Here is a 23596-nt window from a genome sequence, read left to right on the forward strand (position 1 = left end):
GTCGACATGCGCCAGCTTCAGAAAATCCGTCAGTATCAACGGCTTTATCAACACTATGGCGCAGAGCCAAAGCCGACGACTATCGCTGAAGTCGCCGAGGTGGCGCTGTGCAGTGAACGTCATGCACGTACCCTGTTGCGCCAGCTGGCGCAGAGCGGATGGTTAAGCTGGAATGCTCAGCCGGGACGGGGACATCGCGCCATCTTGCACTGCCTGACAACCACCAGCGAACTCAGCGCCCCTCTGATGCACGCCTGCCTGGAGAAGGGGGATTACCAGAGCGCGCTGCAGCTGGCTGATGGCGATCCAGCCAGCCTGCATCACATCATCACACCCTTTTTAGGCGGAAAGTGGCTTAAGCACCAGCCAACCCTGCGTATTCCCTGGTATCGTCCACTGACGTCGCTTCATCCGGCGCTTCAGCGTCGTCGCGCTGAGCAGCACATTATCTGCGCCGTACACGCGGGGTTAACGCGCTATATGCCCGGTCAGCCGCATCCAGTACCTGATCTAGCCCATCACTGGGAATTCAACGAAGACAAACGCCGCTGGCGTTTTTACCTGCGCAGCGGTGCGCACTGGCACAATGGGCAAGCTATCAGCGATGAAGATATCCTCATTGCGCTGCAACAGGTATTGGCCGATCCGGCACGCAATGCAGGTCTGACTCACGTCTGCAAGGCGTTGCTTATTGCCCCCTGGTGTCTGGAGATACAGCTGACCATCCCCGATGCGATGCTGGCGCATCGTCTCGCGCACCACGTATGCCGCCTGCCACATCCACAGCAACCGGACATCGGTGCCGGGCCCTTTGCCATTGCGCACCACCATTCTCACTACCTGCGCCTGGAGCGCCAGCCCTGGTATTTTGCTGCCCATCCGCTACTGCATGCGATAGAGTTCTGGCGAACCCGTACGGAGGCGCAAAAACCGGCGTGGATCACCGTCGGGAAAGGACAAAATGCGCAGGCAGCGGTAACGTCCACCAGCGGCGGATTCGCCTGGCTAATGATAAACGCCAGGTTACCCGAGCCGCTTGCGGCCTGGCTACGTCAGGAAATTCAGAGCATGACTCATCAACAGTTTCTCCATCGGGATGATTTAGAAACCCAAACGGAAATACTGCCAGGCCTGACACCACCGCAATACCCGCAGGCTTCGGAAGCGATGCTTCCCGCCACGCTTTCGCTGGTTTGCTATCACACACCTGAACTGTGCGAACTGGCCGATATTCTGCGCGCGCGCCTGAAAAAGCACAGCTGCAACGTGACGGTGAAATGGAAAGATCGCGAAGAGTGGCATGGTCATAACGCGTTGGATCAGGCCGATCTTTTGTTGGGTGACTATCTGGCGGGTGAACTGCCAGGCTTTGCCCTGGTGGAGTGGTTTTTTGATGAGCCTGCGTGGGCCACGGCCTTAGGCGAGGACACCTGGCAAGAAGAGAAGCAGAAACTGATGGGTTATTGTGAAAGTGAGGAGACCCTGAATAATCACCTGCCCTCCTTCTTTCATTCCTTGCTGGAAAGCGGCGCCTGTACGCCGCTTTTCCACTACCGCTACCGTCTTAACACCCTGGAAAACGTGCAGGACATTGTGCTGACCGCCAGCGGCTGGCTTGATTTTACCCGCGCCTGGCTACCCCCTGCTCAGGATCGCACCACCAGCGCGTCGTAGCCGCGCCAGCGGTAGTTGACCATGGAGATCAGCCAGCAGGCAACGAACAGCCCGACCACCACAAACCCGGCGTTGCCCAGGTTGTCGTTTACCGCGCCAATCAGATCCCAGACGCCGCCGCTGAGGGCAAATTTATCCATCAGCAGACCCAGCGCTTCCAGCCCGCCGATAAACAGCGCCACCACCACGGAGGTGCCGGTGATGGTCATGTTGTAATAGAGCTTGCGCTGCGGCTTGTTAAACGCCCAGCCGTAGGCACCGACCATCAACAGGTTATCGAGGGTATCCACCAGCGCCATGCCGCTGGCGAAGAGCGCCGGGAAGATCATGATTGACCACACCGACATCCCGCTGGAGGCACTGGCGGCAGAGATCCCCAGCACGCCAATCTCGGTGGCCGTGTCAAAGCCGAGGCCAAACAGGAAACCGACCAGGTACATCTGCCAGCTTTTATTGACGAGGCGGAAGGTCTTGCCAAACAGCCAGTTCATGACGCCGCCCTGGGCAGGGAGCGTGATATCGCCCTGCACGGGCCTGCCGTGTTTCAGCGCCTGAAAACTGCGCCAGACGCCGCGCAGGATCACCATATTCACCAGCGCCATCGCCAGCAGGAAGGTCGCGGAAACGGCGGTACCAATCAGGCTGCCAGTTTCGTGGAACCATTCCATGTTTTTCTGAAACGCCGTGGCGGTAGCGGCGATGGCAATGGAGGCCAGCACCACGATGGTGGAGTGGCCCAGCGAGAACCACGCCCCCACGCCGGACGGGCGTTTGCCCTGCTGCATCATCTTACGCGTCACGGTATCAATGGCGGCAATGTGGTCAGCGTCCACCGCGTGTCGCAGCCCGTAACACCACGCCAGCAGACTTGCCGCCATCAGCGCCGTGCTGCCGCTAAAGGTGTGCCATGCCCATCCCCAGGCCAGCAGGTTTGCCATTACCAGAGCCAGCAGCAGGAGCGCGGCGCGAGGTTCATTGCGTAACAGTCGTAACATTTTTAGTCCTTTGTAAACATGACCGGGCTGCGGCGACCACCGCCTGCCCGAAGGAGATCGCTCCGTCACCTGCGGGCAGGCGCGAAGGAAAAAGAAGCGTAAAGTCAGAAAGGTAATGACGCAGGCGCGCGCGCAGCAGACGGTTGTGCAACACACCGCCGCTGAGACAGATTGTCGACAGCGATAAGCGCCGGGCATGGAACGCAGCGAGCTCCGCCAGCCCTTTTGCCAGCGCGTCGTGAAACGCCCACGCGCGCTCGCAGGGTTCCGCCTGCCAGCTCAGCCACTGCTGCCAGAAAAGCGCGAAGTCTTCCACCGACAGCGTAACCGGGTGTTCGACGCCGTTGCACTGTGCCGCCAGCGCTTCCAGCCTGCAGGCCGCTTCACCTTCCCAGGATTGGGTTTCGATACCCAGCGCGCAGGCGACGGCATCAAACAGGCGACCGCACGACGACGCCCGCGGCGCGTTGACGCCGCGCTGGATAGCCTTCGCCAGCAGCGGCCAGTTCTGACGCTGTACCGCGCGCGTTTCCGGATAGCGCTGCCAGTCAGGGACAAACGCCAGGCACTGGGCGAGCAGGTTGCGCCACGGCTGCCGCGCCGCCAGATCGCCCCCCGGCAGCGCAACGGCAGGCAGGCCACCTAAATGCGCGCACTCGAGATAGTTGACACGCAGGCACTCCCCGCCCCACAGCGCGCCGTTTTCACCCATGCCGATCCCATCCAGCGTCAGGGCGATAACATCTCCGCCCTCCCGCGGCCAGCCGTTTTCCGCCAGGCACGCCGCCGCGTGGGCGTGATGGTGCAGCACGGTTTCAACGGGCAGCCCCTGCGCCTGCGCCCACTGGCGCGCGCGGTACCCCGGATGGGCGTCGCACACCACGCGCTCCGGCTCGAAGGCGTAGATGTCCTGCATCGTCGAGAGTGCGCCGCGCCACTGCGCTTCGACACCCTCGTCACCGAGATCGCCAAAATGCTGGCTCAGCACCGCCTGGTTGCCACGCACCAGGCAGAAGGTGTTTTTCATCTCCGCACCGGTGCATAACGTGGCGGGGATATTCTCGAATCCCGCAGGCAACGTGATGGCATCCGGCACAAAACCGCGCGCCCGGCGCAGCATTGCGCCGTCCCGATCCACCACCGAATCGTCCATTCGTTGAAGAATATCGCGATTGTGTAGCAGGAAGCCGTCCGCGATGCCGCTGAGCTCCTCCAGCGCCTGCCGGTTGGTGATGGCAGGCGGCCTGCCGCTAAGGTTGCCGGAAGTCATCACCAGCGGTCGCTGGCAGTCCATCATCAGCAAATGCTGCAGCGGGTTCGCGGGAAGCATGATGCCCACGGAATCCAGACCGGGCGCGATACCTTCCGGGAACGCGGGCAGCCAGGCTTTTGGCGTGAGCACAATGGGTGCGGCGGGTGAGCGTAGCAGCGCCTGAATCGTCTCCGGCAGGTCATCCGCATGCGGGATCATCACCGCCAGCGGCTTCGCGGGCCGCTGCTTGCGTGACCGAAGCGTCGCGACCGCCTGCGGGTTACGCGCGTCACAGACGAGGTGAAAACCGCCCAGCCCTTTAACCGCGACTATACCGCCGCTTTTCAGCATCGCCACCGCTGTGCGCAGCGCAGCCTCGCGCTCAGCAGTCATGTCGCCCGCACGCCACATAAGCGCGGGCCCGCAGTCCGGGCAGGCCACCGGCTGGGCGTGAAAGCGGCGGTCGGCAGGATTGCAGTACTCCGTCTCACAGGGTACGCAAAGGGGAAATGCGGCCATTGCCGTGGCCGGGCGGTCGTAGGGCATGGCGCGGATAATGGTAAACCGCGGCCCGCAGTGGGTGCAGTTGATAAACGGATAGCGATAACGGCGTTCGAGCGGGTCGCCCATCTCAGCCAGACACGCCGGACAGGTCGCCGCATCGGGCACAATCTGGGTGCCCATCGTCCCGGCCACGCTGTGGCGGATGGTAAAGTCCTCCGGCACGCGCGCCCAGGTAAACGGCTGCGCTTCCACGCGGTCAATGCGTGCCAGCGGCGGGCAGTCCTGATGCAGCCTCGCGGTAAAGGCCCCCCCATTACCCGCGAGGCGCACCAGCACGCCCTCTCCGTCATTGCAGACGTCACCGGTCAACTGAAGCGCCTGCGCCAGCTGCCAGACGAAGGGACGAAACCCGACGCCCTGCACTTTGCCGCGCACGCGCAGCTGAACGCCGTTGCTGCTCATACGGTTCAGAACAGCAGCGATGACGAGGTGTCGAACGCCGCGCGGCGGCGCTTTTCGGCGCTCATTTGCTTAAGCTTGTCGCGATCCACGCAGACCAGCGCGTGCGTCGGGCAGGCTTCCATACAGGCCGGGCCGGCGTCGCGGTGGTAGCACAGGTCACATTTGTTGGCTTCGGCTTTGTCCGCACGCACGCTCAGCCCCATACCGCTGTTGCGCACTACCGGACGGACCACCACCTCCATCGCGCCATACGGGCAGGCGACCACGCAGGTTTTGCAGCCAATGCAGCGCTCCTGCATCACGTGCACAAAGCCTTTCTCGCGTTTAATCGCCCCGTTCGGGCAGACGTTCGCGCACGGTGCGTCTTCGCACTGGCGACAGATGGCGGCGGTGGAAATATTCACGCCTTTGATGACGTGGATGCGCGGCAAAAACGTGTCAGGGGTAAGCGACGCGCAGTCCTGCTCCGCCTGATGGGAAACCACGCACGCCACTTCACAGGTACGGCAACCAATACACTTACTGGCATCGGCCATAATAAAACGGTTCATCTGCTTCTCCAGCATTACAGTTATGCCCGGAGATATTCATAAACCGTGCCAATAATTAACCTATTGATTTTAATTGACTTTGAAAATTAAAGCGGTGCTGTCATCGTCACTTATGACGATGACAGCTGTCAACATCAGCGGTGCGGGCCGTCAATAACCGAGTCGCGCAGGACAAGCTCGCCGGAGAAAATTTGCTGATATTTAAACTCGCCGCCGTCGAGCATGAAGATCAGGCGGCTGATGGTCTCTTTGATCATCTCCGTTACCGGGATGCGTACGCTGGAAAGCGACGGCACAATGTAAGGCGCGATGGCCACGTCGTCAAAACCGATCACCGACACCGCGTCCGGTGCGGCTACGCCGCTGTCGTGCAGCTGCTTCATGGCGCCAATTGCCATGTCGTCATTACTCGCCACCAGCGCCGTAAAGCGTTCACCGCGAGCAAGCAGTTCGGACACCGCCGCCGCGCCGCTGGCGGGGTTCCACTTCCCCTGCGCAATCAGCCCCTCGCGCAGCGGAATACCGTGCTGCGCCAGCGCGTCCTTATAGCCGGAGAGACGCTCAACCCCGGTGGGAGAATCCAGCGAGCCGGTGATAAAGGCGATCTCACGATGCCCTTTCGCAATCAGCTGTGACACCGCGTCCTGGCTGGAGGCTTTATGATCGGACCACACGCTGTGGCTGCTGTTTTTCCGCAGGCGGCGGTTGAGCACCATAATGGGCTGCTCGCACTTCTCGACGATCTCATCCATCTCCTCCACGCTCAGAAAACGCGGATAGATGATCACCGCGTCGCAGCGCATATCGAGCAAATACTGGATCGCCTCGCGCTCTTCATCCGCGCTGTGCTTGCCGTCCGCGAGGATTAACTGCCGCCCTTTCTCTTCCGTCATGCGCGCGGCGTGAAACAGCAGCTCGCTAAAGTAGACGCCGTGATAAAGGGTGTTCGTCACCACCAGGCCCAGCGTCTGGGTACGTTTGGTCGCCAGGTTGCGCGCCAGCAAATTTGGGCGATAGCCGCTCTCTTCAATGGCCTGAAAAACCCTGTCTTTGGTCTCCTGGCTGACATAGCCATTGCCCGACAGCACCCGGGACACCGTGGCTTTCGAAACGCCTGCCCGCTTCGCCACTTCAAGCATCGTGGTCATGTTGTTATTCCGTCTGCATCTGATGGAGCGCAGTGTACTGCACTGCAGAAAAATTGTCGCAGCGGTGAAATCACGCTTTGGGTTCCTGCTGGTGATCTGCGTCACGAAATAAAAAAATGGTCAAAAAGCGATCTTGTTTCATCCAAAGAAACTCATGATGATTATGTGGAACCGGTTTCCTACATTTCACACAACAATAACAGGATCACATCCGATGGCCAAAAATTACGCTGCGCTGGCGAACGACGTTGTCAGCGCGCTGGGTGGCAAAGAGAATATCGTCGCCGTCACCCACTGCATGACGCGACTTCGTTTCGTTCTGAAAGACGAAAGCCTTACCGACACCGCGCGCCTGAAAAGCATCAGCGGCGTGCTCGGTGTGGTGCGCACCGACAACCAGTGCCAGGTCATCATCGGCAACACCGTTTCGCAGGCGTACCGCGAAGTGGTGAGCCTGCTGCCAACCAGCCTGCAGCCTGCCGTACCGGAAGGCCCGCAAAAGCTGACGCTGCGCCGCATTGGCGCCGGGATCCTCGACGCGCTGATCGGCACCATGTCCCCGCTGATCCCGGCGATCATCGGCGGCTCAATGGTCAAGCTGCTGGCGATGATCCTTGAGATGACCGGCGTGCTGCCAAAAGGCGCGCCGACGCTCACTATTCTGACCGTCATCGGCGACGGCGCGTTCTTCTTCCTGCCGCTGATGGTGGCGGCCTCGGCGGCGGTGAAGTTCAAAACCAACATGTCGCTGGCCATCGCCATTGCGGGCGTGCTGGTGCACCCGAGCTTTATCGAGCTGATGGCGAAAGCCGCGCAGGGCGAGCACGTCGAGTTCGCCTTTATCCCGGTGACGGCGGTGAAATACACCTACACCGTCATCCCCGCGCTGGTGATGACCTGGTGCCTGTCATACATCGAGCGCTGGGTGGATCGCATCACCCCGGCGGTAACCAAAAACTTCCTCAAGCCGATGCTGATCGTGCTGATTGCCGCCCCGCTCGCCATCGTGCTGATTGGGCCGCTGGGCATCTGGATCGGTAGCGCCATCTCCGCGCTGGTTTACACCATTCACGGCTATCTGGGCTGGCTCTCCGTGGCCATTATGGGCGCGCTGTGGCCGCTGCTGGTCATGACCGGGATGCACCGCGTGTTTACGCCAACCATCATTCAGACCATTGCCGAAACGGGCAAAGAAGGGATGGTCATGCCGTCGGAAATCGGCGCTAACCTGTCGCTCGGCGGCTCGTCACTGGCGGTGGCGTGGAAAACTAAAAACCCGGAGTTGCGCCAGACGGCACTGGCGGCGGCGGCCTCCGCTATTATGGCGGGGATCTCTGAACCGGCCCTGTACGGCGTGGCGGTGCGTCTGAAACGTCCGCTGATCGCGAGTCTGATCAGCGGATTTATCTGCGGCGCGGTAGCCGGTATCGCGGGTCTTGCCAGCCACTCGATGGCGGCACCGGGGCTGTTTACCAGCGTACAGTTCTTCGACCCGGCGAACCCGATGACCATCGTCTGGGTGTTTGGCGTAATGGGTCTGGCAGTGGTGCTGTCGTTTGTTCTGACCCTGATACTGGGCTTTGAGGATATTCCGGTCGAAGACGACGCCGAAAAAGCGCGCGCCCTGCAGACCGCACCGGTACAGAACAACGCAGCAAAAGCATAAATTGAAAGCGAGGTAAGAATGTCTGTGTTTCCACAAGGATTTTTATGGGGCGGCGCGCTTGCCGCCAACCAGAGTGAAGGCGCTTACCGTGAGGGCGGCAAAGGGCTGACGACGGTCGATATGATTCCCCACGGCGCGAATCGCCTGGCGGTGAAGCTGGGTAAGGAAAAGCGTTTCTCGCTGCATGACGACGAGTTCTACCCGAGCCACGAGGCGATTGATTTTTACCATCGCTATAAAGAGGACATCGCCCTGATGGCGGAGATGGGCTTTACGGTGTTCCGCACCTCGATCGCCTGGAGCCGCCTCTATCCGAACGGCGACGAGCCGCTGCCGAACAAAGAGGGCATTGCCTTTTACCGCGCGGTGTTCGAGGAGTGCAAAAAGTACAACATTGAGCCGCTGGTGACCCTCTGCCACTTCGACGTGCCGATGCACCTGGTGACGGAGTACGGCTCCTGGCGCAACCGCAAAATGGTGGATTTCTTTGCCCGCTACGCTCGCACCTGCTTTGAGGAATTTAACGGGCTGGTGAAATACTGGCTGACCTTCAACGAAATCAACATCATGCTGCACAGCCCGTTCTCCGGCGCGGGGCTGGTGTTTGAGGAAGGCGAAAACGAAGAGCAGGTGAAGTACCAGGCCGCGCACCACGAGCTGGTGGCGAGCGCGCTGGCGACTAAAATCGCTCACGAGGTGAACCCGGAAAACCAGGTGGGCTGCATGCTGGCGGGTGGTAACTTCTACCCTTACTCCTGCAAGCCGGAAGACGTGTGGATGGCGCTGGAGAAAGACCGCGAGAACCTGTTCTTTATCGACGTGCAGGCGCGCGGCAGCTATCCGGCCTACTCCGCCCGCGTGTTCCGCGAGAAAGGCGTGGTGATTGTTAAAGACCCGGGCGATGATCTACTTCTGAAAAACACCGTCGACTTTGTCTCGTTCAGCTATTACGCCTCGCGCTGCGCCTCGGCGGATATGAACGCGAACAACACCAATGCGGCGAACATCGTCAAATCTCTGCGCAACCCGCACATTCAGGTGAGCGAATGGGGCTGGGGCATCGACCCGCTCGGCCTGCGCATCACCATGAACATGATGTACGACCGCTACCAGAAGCCGCTGTTCCTGGTGGAAAACGGCCTGGGAGCGAAAGATGTCGTTGATGAAAACGGCGAGATTAACGACGACTACCGCATTAGCTATCTGCGCGAGCATATCCGCGCGATGGGCGACGCGATTGAGGACGGCGTGCCGCTGATGGGCTACACCACCTGGGGCTGTATTGACCTTGTCTCTGCCTCAACCGGGGAGATGAGCAAGCGCTACGGGTTTGTCTATGTCGACCGCGACGACGCCGGGAACGGCACGCTGGAGCGCAAACGCAAGAAATCGTTCTGGTGGTATAAGAAGGTGATTGCGAGTAACGGGGCGGATCTCGAATAGCCTGTTGCCCTCACCCCAGCCCTCTCCCACAGGGAGAGGGAGAGGGAGATGGGTTTGGTAGGCCGGGTAAGGCGAAGCCGCCACCCGGCACTGCTCAGAGCCGGGAGAAATCCCCGTCCCCACCCCACTCCGCAAGCCGTGAATACACCACTTCCACCGCCGCTTTCACCGGCGGCGTCATCGGGTAATAAAACCCGACAATATCCGGCTGAATGCCCAAAAACAGCACCTCGCCCACGTCGTCTTTAATCTGATCGACCAGGTAGTTCAGCGGCATATTGTGGGTAGTCATCATAAACATCTCGGCGATGTCGTCCGGGTCAATCAGGCGGATCTCGCCGGGGTTGAGTCCCATATCGGTGGCATCGACGATTAACAGCCTGTCCGGGCGCAGTTCGCGAATGGCGACCACGTCGTTTTCCGGCGCGCTGCCGCCGTCAATCACCACCCAGCTGCCCTGCGGGTTCGCGGCGCACATCTCCGCCAGCAGCGGACCCGCGCCGTCATCGCCCATCATGCTGTTGCCGACACACAGTAAAACGTCAGTCACGTAATCTCCTCACCATCAGGTAGATGGCACTCTCCTGATGAATATCATGCAGCATGCCGAGCAGCGTTTTGCTCCACGCCTGCTGCCCGGGGGTTTGCCTGCCGAGCGCCGCGTCAAAGGCGTTGGCGAGCATCGCAATGTGGTTGGCATCGATCACGATCTCGCCGTACTTCGGCACGCCTTCCATCTTGCGACGCGCCGTACTGCCCTCCTCCAGCGTGGCGATCCACGCCAGATACTCGGACCACGGACAGCTCAGCGCCGCCTCCAGGCAGTCGATCACCCCGAGGTGATGCCCAATCGCCAGGCTGTAATAGACCACCTGCTGCGCCGCATCCGGCGTGGCATCGTTCTCATCAATAAACTTACGGCTCAGCTGGCTGAACACCACCGTTTCACTCATCGGATACGCGCCTCATCGACGATACTGTTCAGGTTCGCCACAATCTCATTGAGGCGCGGATCGTTTTCCGCCTCCAGCCAGCGTGCGACCTGATGCTCGCCCTGGCTCAGCAGGCGCAGATAGTCGTCGGCAATCTGACGGCCGTAGCGGTAGCCCGCCAGCCTGCGCGCCGTGCGATCCACCTTCACCCGCAGCGGCTGCACCATATCCGGGTGCAGAATGGCCGCTGGCTGGTTGTCCAACTCGCCCGGCTCGCGCGCGTGGATTTTTTGCTCCAGCAGGCCAAGCGCCATGGCAAAGCCGTACAGCGTGGCGGCAGGCGTCGGCGGGCAGCCCGGAATGTAGACGTCCACCGGCACGATTTTGTCGGTGCCGCCCCAGACGCAGTAGAGGTCATGGAAGATGCCGCCGCTGTTGCCGCAGGCGCCGTACGAGATGCAGATTTTCGGATCAGGGGCGGACTGCCAGGCGCGCAGCGCGGGCGAGCGCATTGCGCGGGTGACGGCCCCGGTGAACAGCAGAATGTCCGCATGACGCGGGGATGGCACCACTTTGATGCCGAAGCGCTCCGCGTCAAACAGCGGCGACAGCGTAGCGAAGATCTCAATCTCGCAGCCGTTGCAGCCCCCGCAGTCCACGCGGTAGACGTAGGCGGAGCGTTTGATTTTTTTCAGCAGCGACGCCTTCATGCTGGCGATGGATTCGTCCACCGTCATCGGCACCGGAATGCCGTTAGCGTCGCGCGGGCCCAGTAGGTTTTCCATCAGCTGGCCTCTCTCATATGGCGGGTGATATCAATACGGTCGGACGGCAGCAGGCACTTCTGACGCTTGCACGCCGGGCAGGTTTCAAAGCTTTCGCGGTGATGCTCCGCACGGGCGTCGCCGTTGTGCTGCAGCAGCGCGATGGCGTAGTCGATCTCTTTTTGCACGGCGAACGGGCGTTTGCAGACGCGGCAGTTGCACAGGTCAAAGCGCGACTGCTGCAGGAAGTCCTCTTTCTTCCACACCGCCAGCTCGTACTCCTGCGACAGGCGAATGGCGACCGTCGGGCAGACCTCTTCGCAGCGGCCGCAGAAGATGCAGCGCCCAAGGTTGAACTGCCAGGCCAGCTCGCCGGTTTTGAGATCCGTCTCGACCGTTAAGGCATTCGACGGGCAGGCGTTGACGCAGGCCGCGCAGCCGATGCACTGCTGCGGGTTGTGCTCCGGCTTGCCGCGAAAGTTTTTATCCACCGGCATCGGCTCCAGCGGATAGCTGCTGGTCTGCGTGCCCGTTTTGATCACTTTTTTGATAAAGGTAAACATGGCGAGTCCTTATTTCAGCGGCGAGTTCTTACGCTCGATGCTGTAGCGCTCAAGCTCTTTGTACGGCACCACCTGGCTTTTCTTCTTGCGCACATCGACCACGGTCATGCGGTCGGTGCAGGAGTAGCACGGGTCGAGGCTGCCGATGATCAGCGGCGCGTCAGACACGGTGTTACCGCGCAGCATGTAGCGCAGGGTTGGCCAGTTGGCGTAGGTGGCCGCGCGGCAACGCCAGCGGTAGAGCTTCTGGTTGTCGCCGGTCATGCTCCAGTGGATATCGTCCCCGCGCGGCGCTTCGGCAAAGCCAAGGGCAAAGCGGTTTGGGATGTAGGTGAAGCCCTCCACCATCAGCGGGCCGCCCGGCAGGTTGTCCAGACCAAAGTCGATCATGTTCAGGGCGGTAAACACCTCGTTGATGCGCACCTTGAGCCGCGAGATGACGTCGCAGCCCTGCTCGCTGTGCACGGTCATCGGCAGCAGGCCGTAGCCGACGAACGGGTGATCGGCACGCGTGTCGCGGGCGTGGCCGCTGGCGCGCACCATCGGGCCGACGTTGCTGAAGTCGCGGGCGATTTCCGGGTCAAGGCGGCCGATGCCGACGGTGCGCTGCTCGATGTTTGGCGTGCTGAGCAGCATGTCCACCAGCTCCTGCACGTCGCGGCGCATCTGCTGCGCCAGCTGGCGGGTCTGGATCATGTCATCCTTCAGCAGGTCGCGGCGGATCCCGCCGATCAGGTTCAGACCGTAGGTTTTGCGCGCCCCGGTGAGGATCTCCGCCATCTTCATCGACGCTTCACGCACGCGGAAGAACTGCATAAACCCGGAGTCAAAGCCGACGAAGTGGCAGGCCAGGCCGAGGTTCAGCAGGTGCGAGTGCAGGCGCTCCACCTCCAGCAGAATGGCGCGGATCATCTGCGCGCGTTCCGGCACCACGATCCCCATGCCGTTCTCCACCGAGGTGGTGTAGGCGGTGCTGTGGGCGAAGCCGCAGATGCCGCACACGCGGTCAGAAAGAAACGTGACTTCGTTGTAGCCCATGCGGGTTTCCGCCAGCTTTTCCATGCCGCGGTGGACGTAGAACAGGCGGTAGTCGGCGTCGATAATGTTTTCACCGTCGACGAACAGGCGGAAGTGGCCCGGCTCGTCAGAGGTGACGTGCAGCGGGCCGATCGGCACCACGTTATTCTTCTTGCTGCCCAGCTCGTTGATGAATTCGTAGGTTTCGCTGTCGGTAGTCGGCGCCGGGCGCTGGCGGTAGTCCATGCTGTCTTTGCGCAGCGGATAGAGCTCGTCCGGCCAGTCGTCCGGTAGCACCAGGCGGCGCTCGTCCGGCAGGCCGACCGGCACCAGGCCGTACATGTCGCGCACTTCGCGCTCGCCCCAGACGGCGGCAGGCACGCGCGGCGTGACGGACGGATATTCCGGCTTATTCGGGTCGACTTCGACGCGCACGGTGAGCCAGCATTTTTCGCCCTGCTCCATCGACATCACGTAGTACACCGCATAGCTGCCGCACAGCTGGCGCTCGTCGTTGCCGAACAGTACCGACAGCCAGCCGCCCTGCCGGTAGTAGAGAAACTCCACCACTTCCGGCAGATAATTCACCTTTACGGTGACGGTTACCTGGTCTTTGGTTTGCCAGGACTCCTCCAGCACCACGCCGGGGAAAGCCTGATGCAATGCGGCGAGATACTGCTGACCTTTCTTTTCTTCAGACATAAATACTCTCTTTAATCACGCCACCAGCAAGGAGACGAACGCTAAAAATGCAAAACCAAAACCGGCCCAGGTGATGCGTGACGTTTCGACAAAACGCAGGCGCGCCATGCTGTTTTCAAACAGGGCAATCACCAGCACGCCGACCAGCAGCTTGAGGACGGCAACCACGACGGCCAGCAGCAGACCGCCCGCGGAGAAGTGCGTCATCTGCCCCCACGGGAAGAAGACGCCGACAAACATCTGCAGCACCACCAGCTGCTTGAGGCTGATGCCCCACTTCAGCACCGCGAAGCCGTAGCCGCTGTACTCGGTAAGCGGCCCTTCCTGCAGCTCCTGCTCGGCTTCCGCCAGATCGAACGGCAGTTTGCCCATCTCAATAAACGTGGCGAACGCGCAGGCGCACAGCGCCAGCACCAGCGGGATTGAGCGCGCCACCGGCCAGTGGTAAACGGTGTGGGTGATAAAGCTGATGTGGGTGGAACCCGCCACCTGCGCGGCGACCCACAGCCCCAGCAGCAGGATCGGCTCAACCAGCACGCCGAGCATCGCCTCGCGGCTGGCACCGATGCCGGTAAACGGGCTCCCGGTGTCGAGGCCCGCAATCGCAAAGAAGAAACGGGCGATGGCAAAGAGGTAGATAAGCGTAATCAGATCCCCGAGCGCCGGCAGCGGCGATCCCACCGTCACCACCGGCAGCGCGGTGGCGATGGTCAGCATGACGCCCACCATCACGAACGGCGTCAGGCGGAAGACCCAGCCTGCGGCATCCGGCGCCACGCTCTGACGAGAAAGCAGTTTGAAGAGATCGCGGTACTCCTGAAGCACCCCAGGCCCGCGACGGTTGTGCATCCGGGCGCGCGCCACGCGCGTGATGCCCGACAGCAGCGGCGCAGCGGCGAACAGCACCAGCGCCTGAAGAATTGCCAGTAACAGACTCATGTCAGGCTCCTCGTGAAATCACAATGACCACCAGCACCGCCAGCTCGATGACCGCCAGACGGCGGAACAGCGCGGGCGCGGCGGCGCTCTGCCAGCCGGGTACCCAGGCCACCGGATTCAACCAGTGGCGCAGCTTCAGCACGGCGGCGAAGTTCTCCTTCACCGGCATGGCGAAACCGTGGGCGGTGATAACCATCGACTGTTCATGTTCGTAGCCGCAGGCCCACGCCGCACCGCGCGCGCGGGAGGTGAGCCTGTCGCGTTTGAAGAACAGCATCAGGACGAGCGGCAGCAGCGGTGCGCCAATCAGCAGCAGCGCGATCATAGGCTGAGAGACGGTGGTATTCGCCACGGTCAGCGGCAGCGGAATGGCGTTGCCCAGCAGCGGCAACAGCCACGGTGCGGCGACGCCGCCCGCGATGCAGCACAGCGCCAGCGCGACCACGCTCACGCCCATCAACAACGGTGCGCAGCAGGCGTTTTCAGCTTCGCGGGTGCGCGGCGCGCCGAGGAAGGTCACGCCGTAGACTTTCGCCATGCACATCACCGCCAGCGCCCCGGTAATTGCCAGCCCGACCGCCAGCAGCGGGCCGAGCAAACGCGCGATAAAGAGATCGCTCTGACCGAGCGCGAAGAAGGACTGATAGATCACCCACTCCCCGGCAAAGCCGTTCAGCGGCGGCAGCGCGGCCATCGCCATCAGCCCGACCAGCATCGCCAGTGAAATTACCGGCATCTTTTTGCCAATCCCGCCCAGCTTTTCGATGTCCCGATGGCCGGTGCGGAACCAGAGGCTTCCCGCGCCGAGGAACAGGGTGCTTTTAAACAGGCTGTGGTTAACGAGGTGATAAAGACCGCCGATAAAACCGGCCGCGATTAGCGCCGGATGATTGAGCGCCAGCCCGGTTACGCCCGCGCCAATACCGAGCAGGATGATGCCGATATTTTCAAGCGTGTGGTACGCCAGAAGACGCTGGATATTGTGCTCCATCAGCGCGTACAGGCCGCCGACGAACGCGGTAATCATTCCGGCGATCAGCAGCACAACGCCCCACCATAGCGGCGGTTGTCCGCCGGTCAGCGTAATCGCCAAAATTCCGAACAGACCCACTTTCATCACCACCACCGAAAACAGCGCGGCGGCGGGCGCGGAGGCATTCGCATGCGCCTGCGGCACCCAGCCGTGCAGCGGGATGATGCCAGCGAGCAGGCCAAAGCCGATAACGCCCAGCAGCCAGACGTCATTCCCCAGCGGATGCCCGTTGAGCGCAGAGAAATCCAGCGTGCCAAAGCGTTGCCACACCAGCCAGCAGGCCAGCACCAGCAGCAGCGTCCCCAGGCGTCCCAGCGCAAACCACAGCTTGCCGGAGGCGCTGCAGCCCGTCAGGAACACGCCGAACAGCGCCATGATCTCCGCCATCACCACCAGCGCGCCGAGGTTGCTGGCGATAACGGTACAGACCGCCGTCGCCATCAGCAGATTAACCAGCAGGCCGTTGGCTTTAGCATGCGGGTGGCGGTGCCAGTCGATATTGAACAGGCTGATAAACAGCCCGCACAGGCCAAACGTCACCAGCCAGATGGCGTTCAGGGGCGTGATCTCAACGGTGTGCCGAATCAGCGGCATCACGGTTTCTGCGGACTGGCCGCCGAGCAGGACAACGCCGCCTGCCGCCAGCGTCATCAGGCTAGCTACCGCCCCGCCAATCCCGGCGATCGCGCCGCTCAGGGTTTTATGGAATGAGAAGATCAGCGCCAGAACAGCGGCGGCAGTAAAACAGGCTACCGCGCTGGTAATCATCATTGCCGCGTTCATTTCGCCCCCTCGTTAAGCGCCTGTAGCAGAGAAAGGTCGCCAAAATCACTGTTGATGGTCAGCTCGCGTTTGCGCTTGCTGGTACGGGCGATGTCGCGAATGTTAACCAGAATCAATGCTTTAGTCGGGCAGGTGCGCACGCAGGCCGGACCCTGCTCATCGAAGCTGCACAGGTCGCACTTCACCGCCACGGCACGGATGCCGGGCACCCAGTCCAGCAACGTGCTTACGCGTGCCGGAGCCGGTGGCGCAGGCGGGGCTTTTGGCGAGTTAGCGTTCGCCGGAATGTGCAGCGGACGGCTGCCGGAAAATTCAATCGCGCCGAACGGGCAGGCGATGCCGCACAGCTTGCAGCTTACGCACAGGCTTTCGTTCAGCTGGACAGCGCCATCAACGCGGGTGATGGCATTCACAGGGCAGACACCCGCGCAGGGGGCGTCTTCACAGTGATGGCAGAGCTGCGGGGCAGACTCTTTTTCATTACGCATGACGTGCAGGCGCGGCATGGACTGCAGCCCATGCAGGCGATGCGTTTCCGAACACGCCGCCTCACAGGTTCGACAGCCAATACAGACCGTCGAGTCGGCAATTACAAAACGGTTCACCGGGTCATCCTCTGGTGATAGTCATTTTTGACGAAAAACTGTCTTGTCGACACTTCTCGACACGCAAGGGTCAGGCCACGTTAGCTGAGGTATTTCCGTCCATCAGCTGCTTCAGGTTGACCGGGAGATCGCGTTCAACGGCGGCGTACAGGCCGTTATAGACCGGCGCGATTTTTTCCAGATAGTGCTCCAGCACCTGCTGGCGATCGCGGTTGCTGACGTGGCCGTCCACCATGCCGTCAGCCATCAGCTGCGCCTTCGCAATACACTGTTTTTCGCCGTCTTTTGTCTCGAGGTGGTACTCGATGGTGTGGCTGTTGAAGTTATCTGCCAGGGTCACGTTGATCGTGAAATGGCCGAACAGGACAAAGCTCATATCCCCCTGTGCCGCGCAGCTCATCGCGTGGTGAAGACGCGCTTTCGAGAGGGTAATGCCCTGAACAAGCGAGTTGCAGTAAAGGTGCCACTGGTCCTGCAGCTGCTGATGACGCTGCGCGATGTAATCCGCTTTTTCGCTGATTTCCCAAATAGTCATAGAAGGTATCCGTTTAATGGAGATAGCGGCTGTTAAGCAGATTCCATGCCAGTTTTTATCTTTATGATTTTTAATGTGTTTAATTGCAAAACCGCTGTCAACGCCGCGGTGTCGACGTGTCATTTCGACAGCGTTGACATCGTCACGCCTTAACAAAAATCAAGCTGGCATCGTTATTGCATTCAATGGCGCAATTCACTGAGGAGGCGTCATGCACGAAATCACCCTCTGCCAGCGGGCTCTGGAACTTATCGAGCAGCAGGCAGTGCAAAACCACGCGAAACGCGTTACCGGCGTCTGGCTGAAGGTCGGGGCGTTTTCCTGCGTCGAGACCAGCGCCCTGAATTTCTGTTTTGAACTGGTGTGCCGCGGCACGCTGGCGGAAGGCTGCGAACTGCATATTGAAGAGCAGCAGGCGGAGTGCTGGTGCGAACAGTGCCAGCAGTACGTCACCCTGCTGTCATCAAAGGTTCAGCGCTGTCCGCAGTGTCAGAGCACCGGTCTTCGCATCGTGGCGGATGACGGCATGCAGATCCAACGTCTCGAAATCGAGAAGGAGTAAAGTATGTGTAGTACCTGCGGTTGCGCCGAAGGCAACCTGTATATAGAAGGGGATGAACATCGCCCCCATTCCGCGTTTCGCTCCGCGCCCTTTTCTCCTGCCCCACGACCTTCTGCGGCACTGACCGGTATCACCTTCGCTCCGCAGCGCTCCGAAGTGGGCGATCTGCACTACGGCCACGGGGAGGCGGGCACCCACGCGCCGGGCATCAGCCAGCGCCAGATGTTGGAGGTGGAAATCAACGTGCTGGACAAAAATAACCAGATCGCCGCCCGCAACCGCGCGCGCTTTGCCACCCGCAAACAGCTGGTGCTGAATCTGGTCTCCAGCCCCGGCTCCGGCAAAACCACGCTGTTAACGGAAACGCTCAAGCGCCTGAACAGACGCGTCTCCTGCGCGGTGATTGAAGGCGACCAGCAAACCGTTAACGACGCGGCGCGTATTCGCGAAACCGGCACCCCGGCGATTCAGGTTAATACCGGCAAAGGCTGCCACCTGGATGCGCAGATGATTGCCGACGCCGCCCCGCGTCTGCCGCTGGCGGATGACGGAATTCTGTTTATTGAAAACGTCGGCAACCTGGTCTGCCCGGCGAGCTTCGACCTGGGCGAACGGCACAAGGTGGCGGTGCTTTCGGTGACCGAAGGCGAAGACAAACCGCTGAAGTACCCGCATATGTTTGCCGCCGCGTCCGTCATGCTGCTGAACAAAGTCGACCTGCTGCCGTACCTGAATTTCGACGTGGATAAGTGCCTGGCTTATGCCCGTGAAGTGAATCCGGAGATTGAGATCCTGCTGGTCTCCGCCACGCGCGGTGACGGCATGGACAGTTGGCTACAGTGGCTGGAGAACGAGCGATGTGCATAGGCGTCCCTGGACAAATTCACGCCATCGACGGTAATCAGGCCAAAGTCGAGGTTTGCGGCATCCTGCGCGACGTCGACCTGACGCTGGTGGGCAGCACCGATGAAAGCGGCGCTTCGCGTCTCGGACAGTGGGTGCTGGTCCACGTGGGGTTCGCCATGAGCGTGATTAACGAAGCGGAAGCCCGCGACACGCTCGACGCCCTGCAAAATATGTTCGACGTGGAGCCTGACGTGGGTGCGCTGCTGTACGGCGAGGAGCGGTAATCATGCGTTACGTTGATGAATACCGCGCGCCGGAGCAGGTGCTGCAGCTTATCGGCTACCTGAAAACGCGCGCAGCGCGACTGGACTACACGAAAGAAAGACCGCTGCGGATCATGGAGGTGTGCGGCGGACACACGCACGCCATCTTCAAATTTGGCCTCGACCAGCTGCTGCCGGAGAACATCGAGTTTATCCACGGCCCCGGCTGCCCGGTCTGCGTTCTGCCGATGGGGCGCATCGACAGCTGCATTGAAATTGCCTGCCAGCCCGACGTCATTTTCTGCACCTTTGGCGACGCGATGCGCGTGCCGGGGAAAAACGGCTCGCTGCTGCAGGCAAAAGCGCGCGGAGCCGACATCCGGATCGTCTATTCGCCGATGGATGCCCTGACGCTGGCAGAGAATAATCCCGCGCGCAAGGTGGTGTTCTTTGGCCTGGGGTTTGAAACCACCATGCCCGCCACCGCCATCACGCTGCAGCAGGCGAAAGCGCGCGGCGTCGATAACTTTTTCTTCTTCTGCCAGCACATTACGCTTATCCCCACCCTGCGCAGCCTGCTGGAAGAGCCGGGAAACGGCATTGACGCCTTTCTGGCACCGGGGCATGTCAGCATGGTGATTGGCACAGACGCCTACGGTTTTATCGCTGAACAGTACAATCGTCCGTTAGTGGTCGCTGGTTTCGAACCACTTGATCTACTGCAAGGTGTCACCATGCTGGTTGAGCAGAAAATAGCGGCCCTGAGTGCAGTGGAAAACCAGTACCGGCGCGTGGTGCCGGATGCGGGAAATGAACGGGCACAGCAGGCGATAGCCGACGTGTTTAGCGTTGAGGGCGACAGCGAATGGCGTGGTCTGGGGCTGATTGCCGAATCCGGCGTGCGCCTGACGTCAGCCTATCGCACATTCGACGCCGAAGCGCATTTCCGCCCGCAGCCGCAGCAGGTTTGCGACGATCCCCGGGCCCGCTGCGGCGAGGTGCTCACCGGCAAATGCAAACCGCATCAGTGCCCGTTATTTGGCAATACCTGCAACCCGCAAACGGCGTTTGGCGCGCTGATGGTCTCCTCCGAAGGGGCGTGTGCCGCGTGGTATCAGTATCGCAACCAGGAGAGTGAAGCATGAATACGGTTGAAATGGCGCACGGCAGCGGCGGACAGGCGATGCAGCAGCTGATTAACCGGCTGTTTATGGAGGCCTTTAACAACCCCTGGCTCGCCGAACAGGAAGACCAGGCGCGCATTGACCTCGCCACCCTCACCGCCCAGGGCGACAGGCTGGCCTTCTCCACCGACAGCTACGTCATTGATCCGCTGTTCTTCCCGGGTGGCGATATCGGCAAGCTCGCCGTCTGCGGCACGGCCAACGACGTCGCCGTCAGCGGCGCCGTTCCGCGCTACCTCTCCTGCGGGTTTATCCTCGAAGAGGGCTTGCCGATGGAGACGCTCACAACAGTGGTCAACAGCATGGCGCAGACCGCGCGCGAGGCGGGGATAGCTATCGTTACAGGCGATACCAAAGTGGTGCAGCGCGGCGCGGCCGACAAGCTGTTTATCAACACCGCCGGCGTGGGGGCGATCCCCGCCGATATTCACTGGGGCGCGCAGCAGCTTAGCGTGGGCGACGTGCTGATCGTGACCGGAACGCTGGGCTGCCACGGGGCGACCATCCTTAACCTGCGTGAAGGGCTGGGGCTGGACGGGGAACTGCGCAGCGACTGCGCGGTGCTCACCCCGCTGATTCAGACGCTGCGGGCCGTGCCCGGCGTGAAAGCCCTGCGGGATGCCACGCGAGGCGGCGTGAATGCCGTGGCCCACGAATTTGCAGCAAGCTGCGGGTATGGGATTGAACTCACCGAGCGCAGCCTGCCCGTTAAGCCCGCCGTTCGTGGGCTCTGCGAACTGCTGGGGCTGGACCCGCTTAACTTCGCAAACGAAGGCAAACTGGTGATTGGCGTTGAACGCGCGGCAGCGGAAGCCGTTCTTGAACAGCTGCGGGCTCATCCGTCAGGAAAAGAGGCGGCAATGATTGGTGAAGTGGTTGAGCGCAAAGGGGTGCGCCTGACCGGGCTTTATGGCGTGAAGCGCACGCTGGATCTGCCGCACGCGGAACCTTTACCCCGTATTTGCTAGAACCGCGCCAAAAGCGGTCAGCATGGATTTTTTTGCTCGTTTCTACTGGAAAGCACTATGCCGTATACACCGATGAGCGATCTTGGACAGCAGGGCCTGTTTGACATCACGCGCACACTTTTACAGCAGCCCGATCTCGGCGCGCTGAGCGATGCCCTGACCCGGCTGGTCAGGCAGTCGGCGCTGGCCGACAGCGCCGCAATTGTACTGTGGCATAGCGGAACGCACCGCGCGAGCTACTACTCAACGCGTGACAATGGCAAAACGTTTGAATACGAAGACGAAACGTATCTCGCGCATGGCCCGGTGCGCCGCATTCTCTCCCGACCTGAAGTGCTGCACTGCAACTTTGAGGAGTTCCGCCAGGCGTGGCCGCGGCTCGCGGAGAGTAACCTCTATCAACCTTTCGGGCATTACTGCATGTTGCCGCTGGCGGCAGAGGGCCAGATTTTTGGCGGCTGCGAGTTTATCCGCACCACCGACCAGCCCTGGAGCGAGGCGGAATACGAACGCCTGCACACCTTTACCCAGATTGTGGCCGTCGTCGCTGAGCAGATCCAAAGCCGCGTCACCAATAATGTGGATTACGACCTGCTGAGCCGCGAACGCGACAACTTCCGCATTCTGGTCGCCATCACTAACGCCGTGCTGTCACGGCTCGACATGGATGAACTGGTGAGCGAAGTCTCGAAAGAGATCCATCACTATTTCAAAATCGACGCCATCAGCATTGCGCTTCGCGGCCATCGCAAGGGCAAGCTGAACATCTACTCCACGCATTATCTTGATGAAGCCAACCCGGCACACGAGCAGAGCGAAGTAGATGAAGCGGGGACCCTTTCTGAACGAGTCTTCAAAAGCAAAGAGATCCTCCTGCTCAACCTGAACGAGCAGGATCCTGTCGCGCCGTACGAGCGGATGCTGTTTAACACCTGGGGCAACAAAATTCAGACCCTGTGCCTGCTGCCGCTGATGTCCGGCAACACCATGCTGGGCGTGCTTAAGCTGGCGCAGTGTGAGGAAGGCGTGTTCACCACCGCCAACCTGAAGCTGCTGCGTCAGATCGCCGAGCGTATTTCCATCGCCCTGGATAACGCCCTCGCCTATCAGGAAATTCATCGTCTGAAAGAGCGTCTGGTGGATGAGAACCTGGCCCTGACCGAGCAGCTCAACAACGTGGACAGCGAGTTTGGTGAAATCATCGGGCGCAGCGACGCCATGTACAGTGTGCTCAAGCAGGTCGAGATGGTGGCGCAAAGCGACAGCACGGTGCTGATCCTGGGCGAAACCGGTACGGGTAAAGAGCTGATTGCCCGCGCCATCCACAACCTGAGCAACCGCAACAGCCGTCGGATGGTGAAGATGAACTGCGCCGCGATGCCCGCAGGGCTGCTGGAAAGCGATCTGTTCGGCCACGAGCGCGGTGCATTCACCGGGGCAAGCAGCCAGCGGCTGGGCCGTTTTGAGCTGGCGGACAAGAGCTCGCTGTTTCTCGACGAAGTGGGCGATATGCCGCTGGAGCTACAGCCGAAACTGCTGCGCGTGTTGCAGGAGCAGGAGTTTGAGCGCCTGGGAAGCAACAAGCTTATCCAGACCGACGTGCGGCTGATTGCCGCCACCAACCGCGATCTGAAAAAAATGGTCGCCGACCGCGAGTTTCGCAGCGACCTTTACTATCGCCTGAACGTGTTCCCGATCTTCCTGCCGCCGCTGCGCGAGCGCCCGGAAGATATCCCCCTGCTGGTCAAAGCGTTTACCGCCAAGATCGCGCGCAGGATGGGGCGAAATATCGACAGCATTCCTGCCGAGACGTTGCGTACCCTTTCATCGATGGAGTGGCCCGGCAACGTGCGCGAGCTGGAAAACGTCATCGAACGTGCGGTGCTGCTGACGCGGGGGAATGTGCTGCAGCTCTCCCTGCCTGAAGTGACGCCGCCTGACGTGACCCTGCCCGCCGCCGAGACAGCGAAAGAGGGAGAAGATGAATATCAGCTCATTATGCGCGTGCTGAAAGAGACCAACGGCGTAGTCGCCGGGCCGAAAGGTGCCGCCCAGCGCCTGGGGTTAAAACGCACCACCCTGCTGTCGCGCATGAAGCGACTCGGGATTGAGAAAGAGAGCCTGGCTTAAGCCCCTACTCTGGCGGTGTTTTCTGGCACCGCCTTTCGTTACCCCGCGCAATTGTCCCTCATTGACACAAAATCG

Annotated in this window: 22 protein-coding genes; 9 read left to right on the forward strand and 13 right to left on the reverse strand. The window is 60.9% G+C overall.

Annotated elements, in window-relative coordinates; all coding sequences use genetic code 11:
* The first annotated feature begins 6 nt into the window (after window positions 1-6).
* The gene (locus AC0TNG_RS03345) at window positions 7-1674 is read left to right on the forward strand and encodes an SgrR family transcriptional regulator (RefSeq protein ID WP_248165740.1); all 1668 of its coding nucleotides are present in this window, start codon (window positions 7-9) and stop codon (window positions 1672-1674) included.
* Here the strand turns inward: AC0TNG_RS03345 and AC0TNG_RS03350 are convergent.
* The 4 genes from AC0TNG_RS03350 to AC0TNG_RS03365 all read right to left on the reverse strand — a co-directional run bounded on the left by AC0TNG_RS03350 (window position 1647) and on the right by AC0TNG_RS03365 (window position 6586).
* Entirely contained in the window at window positions 1647-2669 is a 1023-nt protein-coding gene (locus AC0TNG_RS03350) for a HoxN/HupN/NixA family nickel/cobalt transporter (protein WP_248165739.1), read from the reverse strand. The two genes, AC0TNG_RS03345 and AC0TNG_RS03350, sit on opposite strands and share 28 nt — an antisense overlap.
* Window positions 2647-4887 carry a carbamoyltransferase HypF gene (gene hypF, locus AC0TNG_RS03355; RefSeq protein WP_473713293.1) on the reverse strand — a complete coding sequence of 747 codons (2241 nt, stop codon included), beginning with the start codon at window positions 4885-4887 and terminating at the stop codon, window positions 2647-2649. The genes AC0TNG_RS03350 and hypF overlap by 23 nt, the downstream gene beginning before the upstream one ends.
* Before the next feature lie 5 nt (window positions 4888-4892).
* Window positions 4893-5438: an electron transport protein HydN gene (gene hydN, locus AC0TNG_RS03360; RefSeq protein ID WP_473713294.1), complete on the reverse strand. Its 546-nt coding sequence runs from the start codon at window positions 5436-5438 to the stop codon at window positions 4893-4895.
* A gap of 134 nt (window positions 5439-5572) precedes the next feature.
* Window positions 5573-6586, reverse strand: a complete 1014-nt coding sequence (locus AC0TNG_RS03365) for a LacI family DNA-binding transcriptional regulator (RefSeq protein WP_032648032.1) — start codon at window positions 6584-6586, stop codon at window positions 5573-5575.
* Window positions 6587-6800: 214 nt separating this feature from the next.
* Here AC0TNG_RS03365 and ascF point away from each other — a divergent pair, with 214 nt between their 5' ends.
* Window positions 6801-8252, forward strand: coding sequence for a PTS cellobiose/arbutin/salicin transporter subunit IIBC (gene ascF, locus AC0TNG_RS03370; RefSeq protein WP_157189648.1), 1452 nt, complete (start codon window positions 6801-6803; stop codon window positions 8250-8252).
* Between the two features lie 18 nt (window positions 8253-8270).
* Window positions 8271-9695, forward strand: a complete 1425-nt coding sequence (locus AC0TNG_RS03375; RefSeq protein WP_248165737.1) for a 6-phospho-beta-glucosidase — start codon at window positions 8271-8273, stop codon at window positions 9693-9695.
* Between the two features lie 94 nt (window positions 9696-9789).
* On the opposite strand, the gene hycI is transcribed toward AC0TNG_RS03375, so the two are convergent.
* The 9 genes from hycI to hycA form a co-directional block, all read right to left on the reverse strand.
* Window positions 9790-10245 carry a hydrogenase maturation peptidase HycI gene (hycI, locus tag AC0TNG_RS03380; RefSeq protein ID WP_024909226.1) on the reverse strand — a complete coding sequence of 152 codons (456 nt, stop codon included), beginning with the start codon at window positions 10243-10245 and terminating at the stop codon, window positions 9790-9792.
* Window positions 10238-10648, reverse strand: coding sequence for a formate hydrogenlyase maturation HycH family protein (locus AC0TNG_RS03385; RefSeq protein WP_048993001.1), 411 nt, complete (start codon window positions 10646-10648; stop codon window positions 10238-10240). Before AC0TNG_RS03385 ends, hycI begins: the two co-directional genes overlap by 8 nt.
* Window positions 10645-11412, reverse strand: a complete 768-nt coding sequence (gene hycG, locus AC0TNG_RS03390) for a formate hydrogenlyase subunit HycG (RefSeq protein WP_048029233.1) — start codon at window positions 11410-11412, stop codon at window positions 10645-10647. The genes AC0TNG_RS03385 and hycG overlap by 4 nt, the downstream gene beginning before the upstream one ends.
* Window positions 11412-11954 (reverse strand): formate hydrogenlyase complex iron-sulfur subunit, encoded by a 543-nt coding sequence (locus tag AC0TNG_RS03395; protein WP_048993003.1) that lies wholly within the window; start codon window positions 11952-11954, stop codon window positions 11412-11414. The genes hycG and AC0TNG_RS03395 overlap by 1 nt, the downstream gene beginning before the upstream one ends.
* A gap of 9 nt (window positions 11955-11963) precedes the next feature.
* A complete protein-coding gene (gene hycE, locus AC0TNG_RS03400; RefSeq protein WP_048993005.1) occupies window positions 11964-13673 on the reverse strand; it encodes a formate hydrogenlyase subunit HycE in 1710 nt (569 codons plus the stop codon).
* A gap of 15 nt (window positions 13674-13688) precedes the next feature.
* Window positions 13689-14612, reverse strand: coding sequence for a respiratory chain complex I subunit 1 family protein (locus AC0TNG_RS03405; RefSeq protein WP_032648046.1), 924 nt, complete (start codon window positions 14610-14612; stop codon window positions 13689-13691).
* Between the two features lies 1 nt (window position 14613).
* A complete protein-coding gene (hycC, locus tag AC0TNG_RS03410) occupies window positions 14614-16428 on the reverse strand; it encodes a formate hydrogenlyase subunit 3 (RefSeq protein WP_267215545.1) in 1815 nt (604 codons plus the stop codon).
* Complete coding sequence (locus AC0TNG_RS03415) at window positions 16425-17033, reverse strand: 4Fe-4S dicluster domain-containing protein (protein WP_023308971.1); 609 nt, start codon at window positions 17031-17033, stop codon at window positions 16425-16427. The genes hycC and AC0TNG_RS03415 overlap by 4 nt, the downstream gene beginning before the upstream one ends.
* A gap of 70 nt (window positions 17034-17103) precedes the next feature.
* On the reverse strand, window positions 17104-17568 hold the full coding sequence (gene hycA / locus AC0TNG_RS03420; protein WP_024909233.1) for a formate hydrogenlyase regulator HycA: 465 nt from the start codon (window positions 17566-17568) through the stop codon (window positions 17104-17106).
* A 211-nt stretch (window positions 17569-17779) separates the two neighbouring features.
* Between hycA and hypA the strand changes: the two genes are divergently transcribed.
* The 6 genes from hypA to flhA are packed head-to-tail and all read left to right on the forward strand — an operon-like array spanning window position 17780 to window position 23521.
* Window positions 17780-18130, forward strand: coding sequence for a hydrogenase maturation nickel metallochaperone HypA (gene hypA, locus AC0TNG_RS03425; protein WP_029739533.1), 351 nt, complete (start codon window positions 17780-17782; stop codon window positions 18128-18130).
* A 3-nt stretch (window positions 18131-18133) separates the two neighbouring features.
* Complete coding sequence (gene hypB / locus AC0TNG_RS03430; protein ID WP_148769285.1) at window positions 18134-18997, forward strand: hydrogenase nickel incorporation protein HypB; 864 nt, start codon at window positions 18134-18136, stop codon at window positions 18995-18997.
* Window positions 18988-19260, forward strand: coding sequence for a HypC/HybG/HupF family hydrogenase formation chaperone (locus AC0TNG_RS03435; protein WP_047650282.1), 273 nt, complete (start codon window positions 18988-18990; stop codon window positions 19258-19260). The genes hypB and AC0TNG_RS03435 overlap by 10 nt, the downstream gene beginning before the upstream one ends.
* 2 nt (window positions 19261-19262) lie before the next feature.
* Complete coding sequence (hypD, locus tag AC0TNG_RS03440; RefSeq protein ID WP_090418430.1) at window positions 19263-20384, forward strand: hydrogenase formation protein HypD; 1122 nt, start codon at window positions 19263-19265, stop codon at window positions 20382-20384.
* Window positions 20381-21391 carry a hydrogenase expression/formation protein HypE gene (gene hypE / locus AC0TNG_RS03445; RefSeq protein WP_473702234.1) on the forward strand — a complete coding sequence of 337 codons (1011 nt, stop codon included), beginning with the start codon at window positions 20381-20383 and terminating at the stop codon, window positions 21389-21391. The genes hypD and hypE overlap by 4 nt, the downstream gene beginning before the upstream one ends.
* A gap of 57 nt (window positions 21392-21448) precedes the next feature.
* The gene (gene flhA, locus AC0TNG_RS03450) at window positions 21449-23521 is read left to right on the forward strand and encodes a formate hydrogenlyase transcriptional activator FlhA (RefSeq protein ID WP_248272340.1); all 2073 of its coding nucleotides are present in this window, start codon (window positions 21449-21451) and stop codon (window positions 23519-23521) included.
* Window positions 23522-23596 lie beyond the last annotated feature (75 nt).

The sequence above is a fragment of the Enterobacter sp. PL_is514 genome, from assembly GCF_055816715.1.

What these genes read in the sequence shown, in the direction of transcription:
- hycG (WP_048029233.1), bottom strand. Translation starts at nt 11,412, where the DNA reads ATGGAAAACCTACTGGGCCCGCGCGACGCTAACGGCATTCCGGTGCCG.
- hycE (WP_048993005.1), bottom strand. Translation starts at nt 13,673, where the DNA reads ATGTCTGAAGAAAAGAAAGGTCAGCAGTATCTCGCCGCATTGCATCAG.
- AC0TNG_RS03345 (WP_248165740.1), top strand. Translation starts at nt 7, where the DNA reads ATGCGCCAGCTTCAGAAAATCCGTCAGTATCAACGGCTTTATCAACAC.
- AC0TNG_RS03385 (WP_048993001.1), bottom strand. Translation starts at nt 10,648, where the DNA reads ATGAGTGAAACGGTGGTGTTCAGCCAGCTGAGCCGTAAGTTTATTGAT.
- hypE (WP_473702234.1), top strand. Translation starts at nt 20,381, where the DNA reads ATGAATACGGTTGAAATGGCGCACGGCAGCGGCGGACAGGCGATGCAG.
- AC0TNG_RS03365 (WP_032648032.1), bottom strand. Translation starts at nt 6,586, where the DNA reads ATGACCACGATGCTTGAAGTGGCGAAGCGGGCAGGCGTTTCGAAAGCC.
- AC0TNG_RS03350 (WP_248165739.1), bottom strand. Translation starts at nt 2,669, where the DNA reads ATGTTACGACTGTTACGCAATGAACCTCGCGCCGCGCTCCTGCTGCTG.
- AC0TNG_RS03405 (WP_032648046.1), bottom strand. Translation starts at nt 14,612, where the DNA reads ATGAGTCTGTTACTGGCAATTCTTCAGGCGCTGGTGCTGTTCGCCGCT.
- hypA (WP_029739533.1), top strand. Translation starts at nt 17,780, where the DNA reads ATGCACGAAATCACCCTCTGCCAGCGGGCTCTGGAACTTATCGAGCAG.
- AC0TNG_RS03395 (WP_048993003.1), bottom strand. Translation starts at nt 11,954, where the DNA reads ATGTTTACCTTTATCAAAAAAGTGATCAAAACGGGCACGCAGACCAGC.
- hycA (WP_024909233.1), bottom strand. Translation starts at nt 17,568, where the DNA reads ATGACTATTTGGGAAATCAGCGAAAAAGCGGATTACATCGCGCAGCGT.
- AC0TNG_RS03375 (WP_248165737.1), top strand. Translation starts at nt 8,271, where the DNA reads ATGTCTGTGTTTCCACAAGGATTTTTATGGGGCGGCGCGCTTGCCGCC.
- hypF (WP_473713293.1), bottom strand. Translation starts at nt 4,887, where the DNA reads ATGAGCAGCAACGGCGTTCAGCTGCGCGTGCGCGGCAAAGTGCAGGGC.
- AC0TNG_RS03435 (WP_047650282.1), top strand. Translation starts at nt 18,988, where the DNA reads ATGTGCATAGGCGTCCCTGGACAAATTCACGCCATCGACGGTAATCAG.
- flhA (WP_248272340.1), top strand. Translation starts at nt 21,449, where the DNA reads ATGCCGTATACACCGATGAGCGATCTTGGACAGCAGGGCCTGTTTGAC.
- ascF (WP_157189648.1), top strand. Translation starts at nt 6,801, where the DNA reads ATGGCCAAAAATTACGCTGCGCTGGCGAACGACGTTGTCAGCGCGCTG.
- hypD (WP_090418430.1), top strand. Translation starts at nt 19,263, where the DNA reads ATGCGTTACGTTGATGAATACCGCGCGCCGGAGCAGGTGCTGCAGCTT.
- hypB (WP_148769285.1), top strand. Translation starts at nt 18,134, where the DNA reads ATGTGTAGTACCTGCGGTTGCGCCGAAGGCAACCTGTATATAGAAGGG.
- hydN (WP_473713294.1), bottom strand. Translation starts at nt 5,438, where the DNA reads ATGAACCGTTTTATTATGGCCGATGCCAGTAAGTGTATTGGTTGCCGT.
- hycC (WP_267215545.1), bottom strand. Translation starts at nt 16,428, where the DNA reads ATGAACGCGGCAATGATGATTACCAGCGCGGTAGCCTGTTTTACTGCC.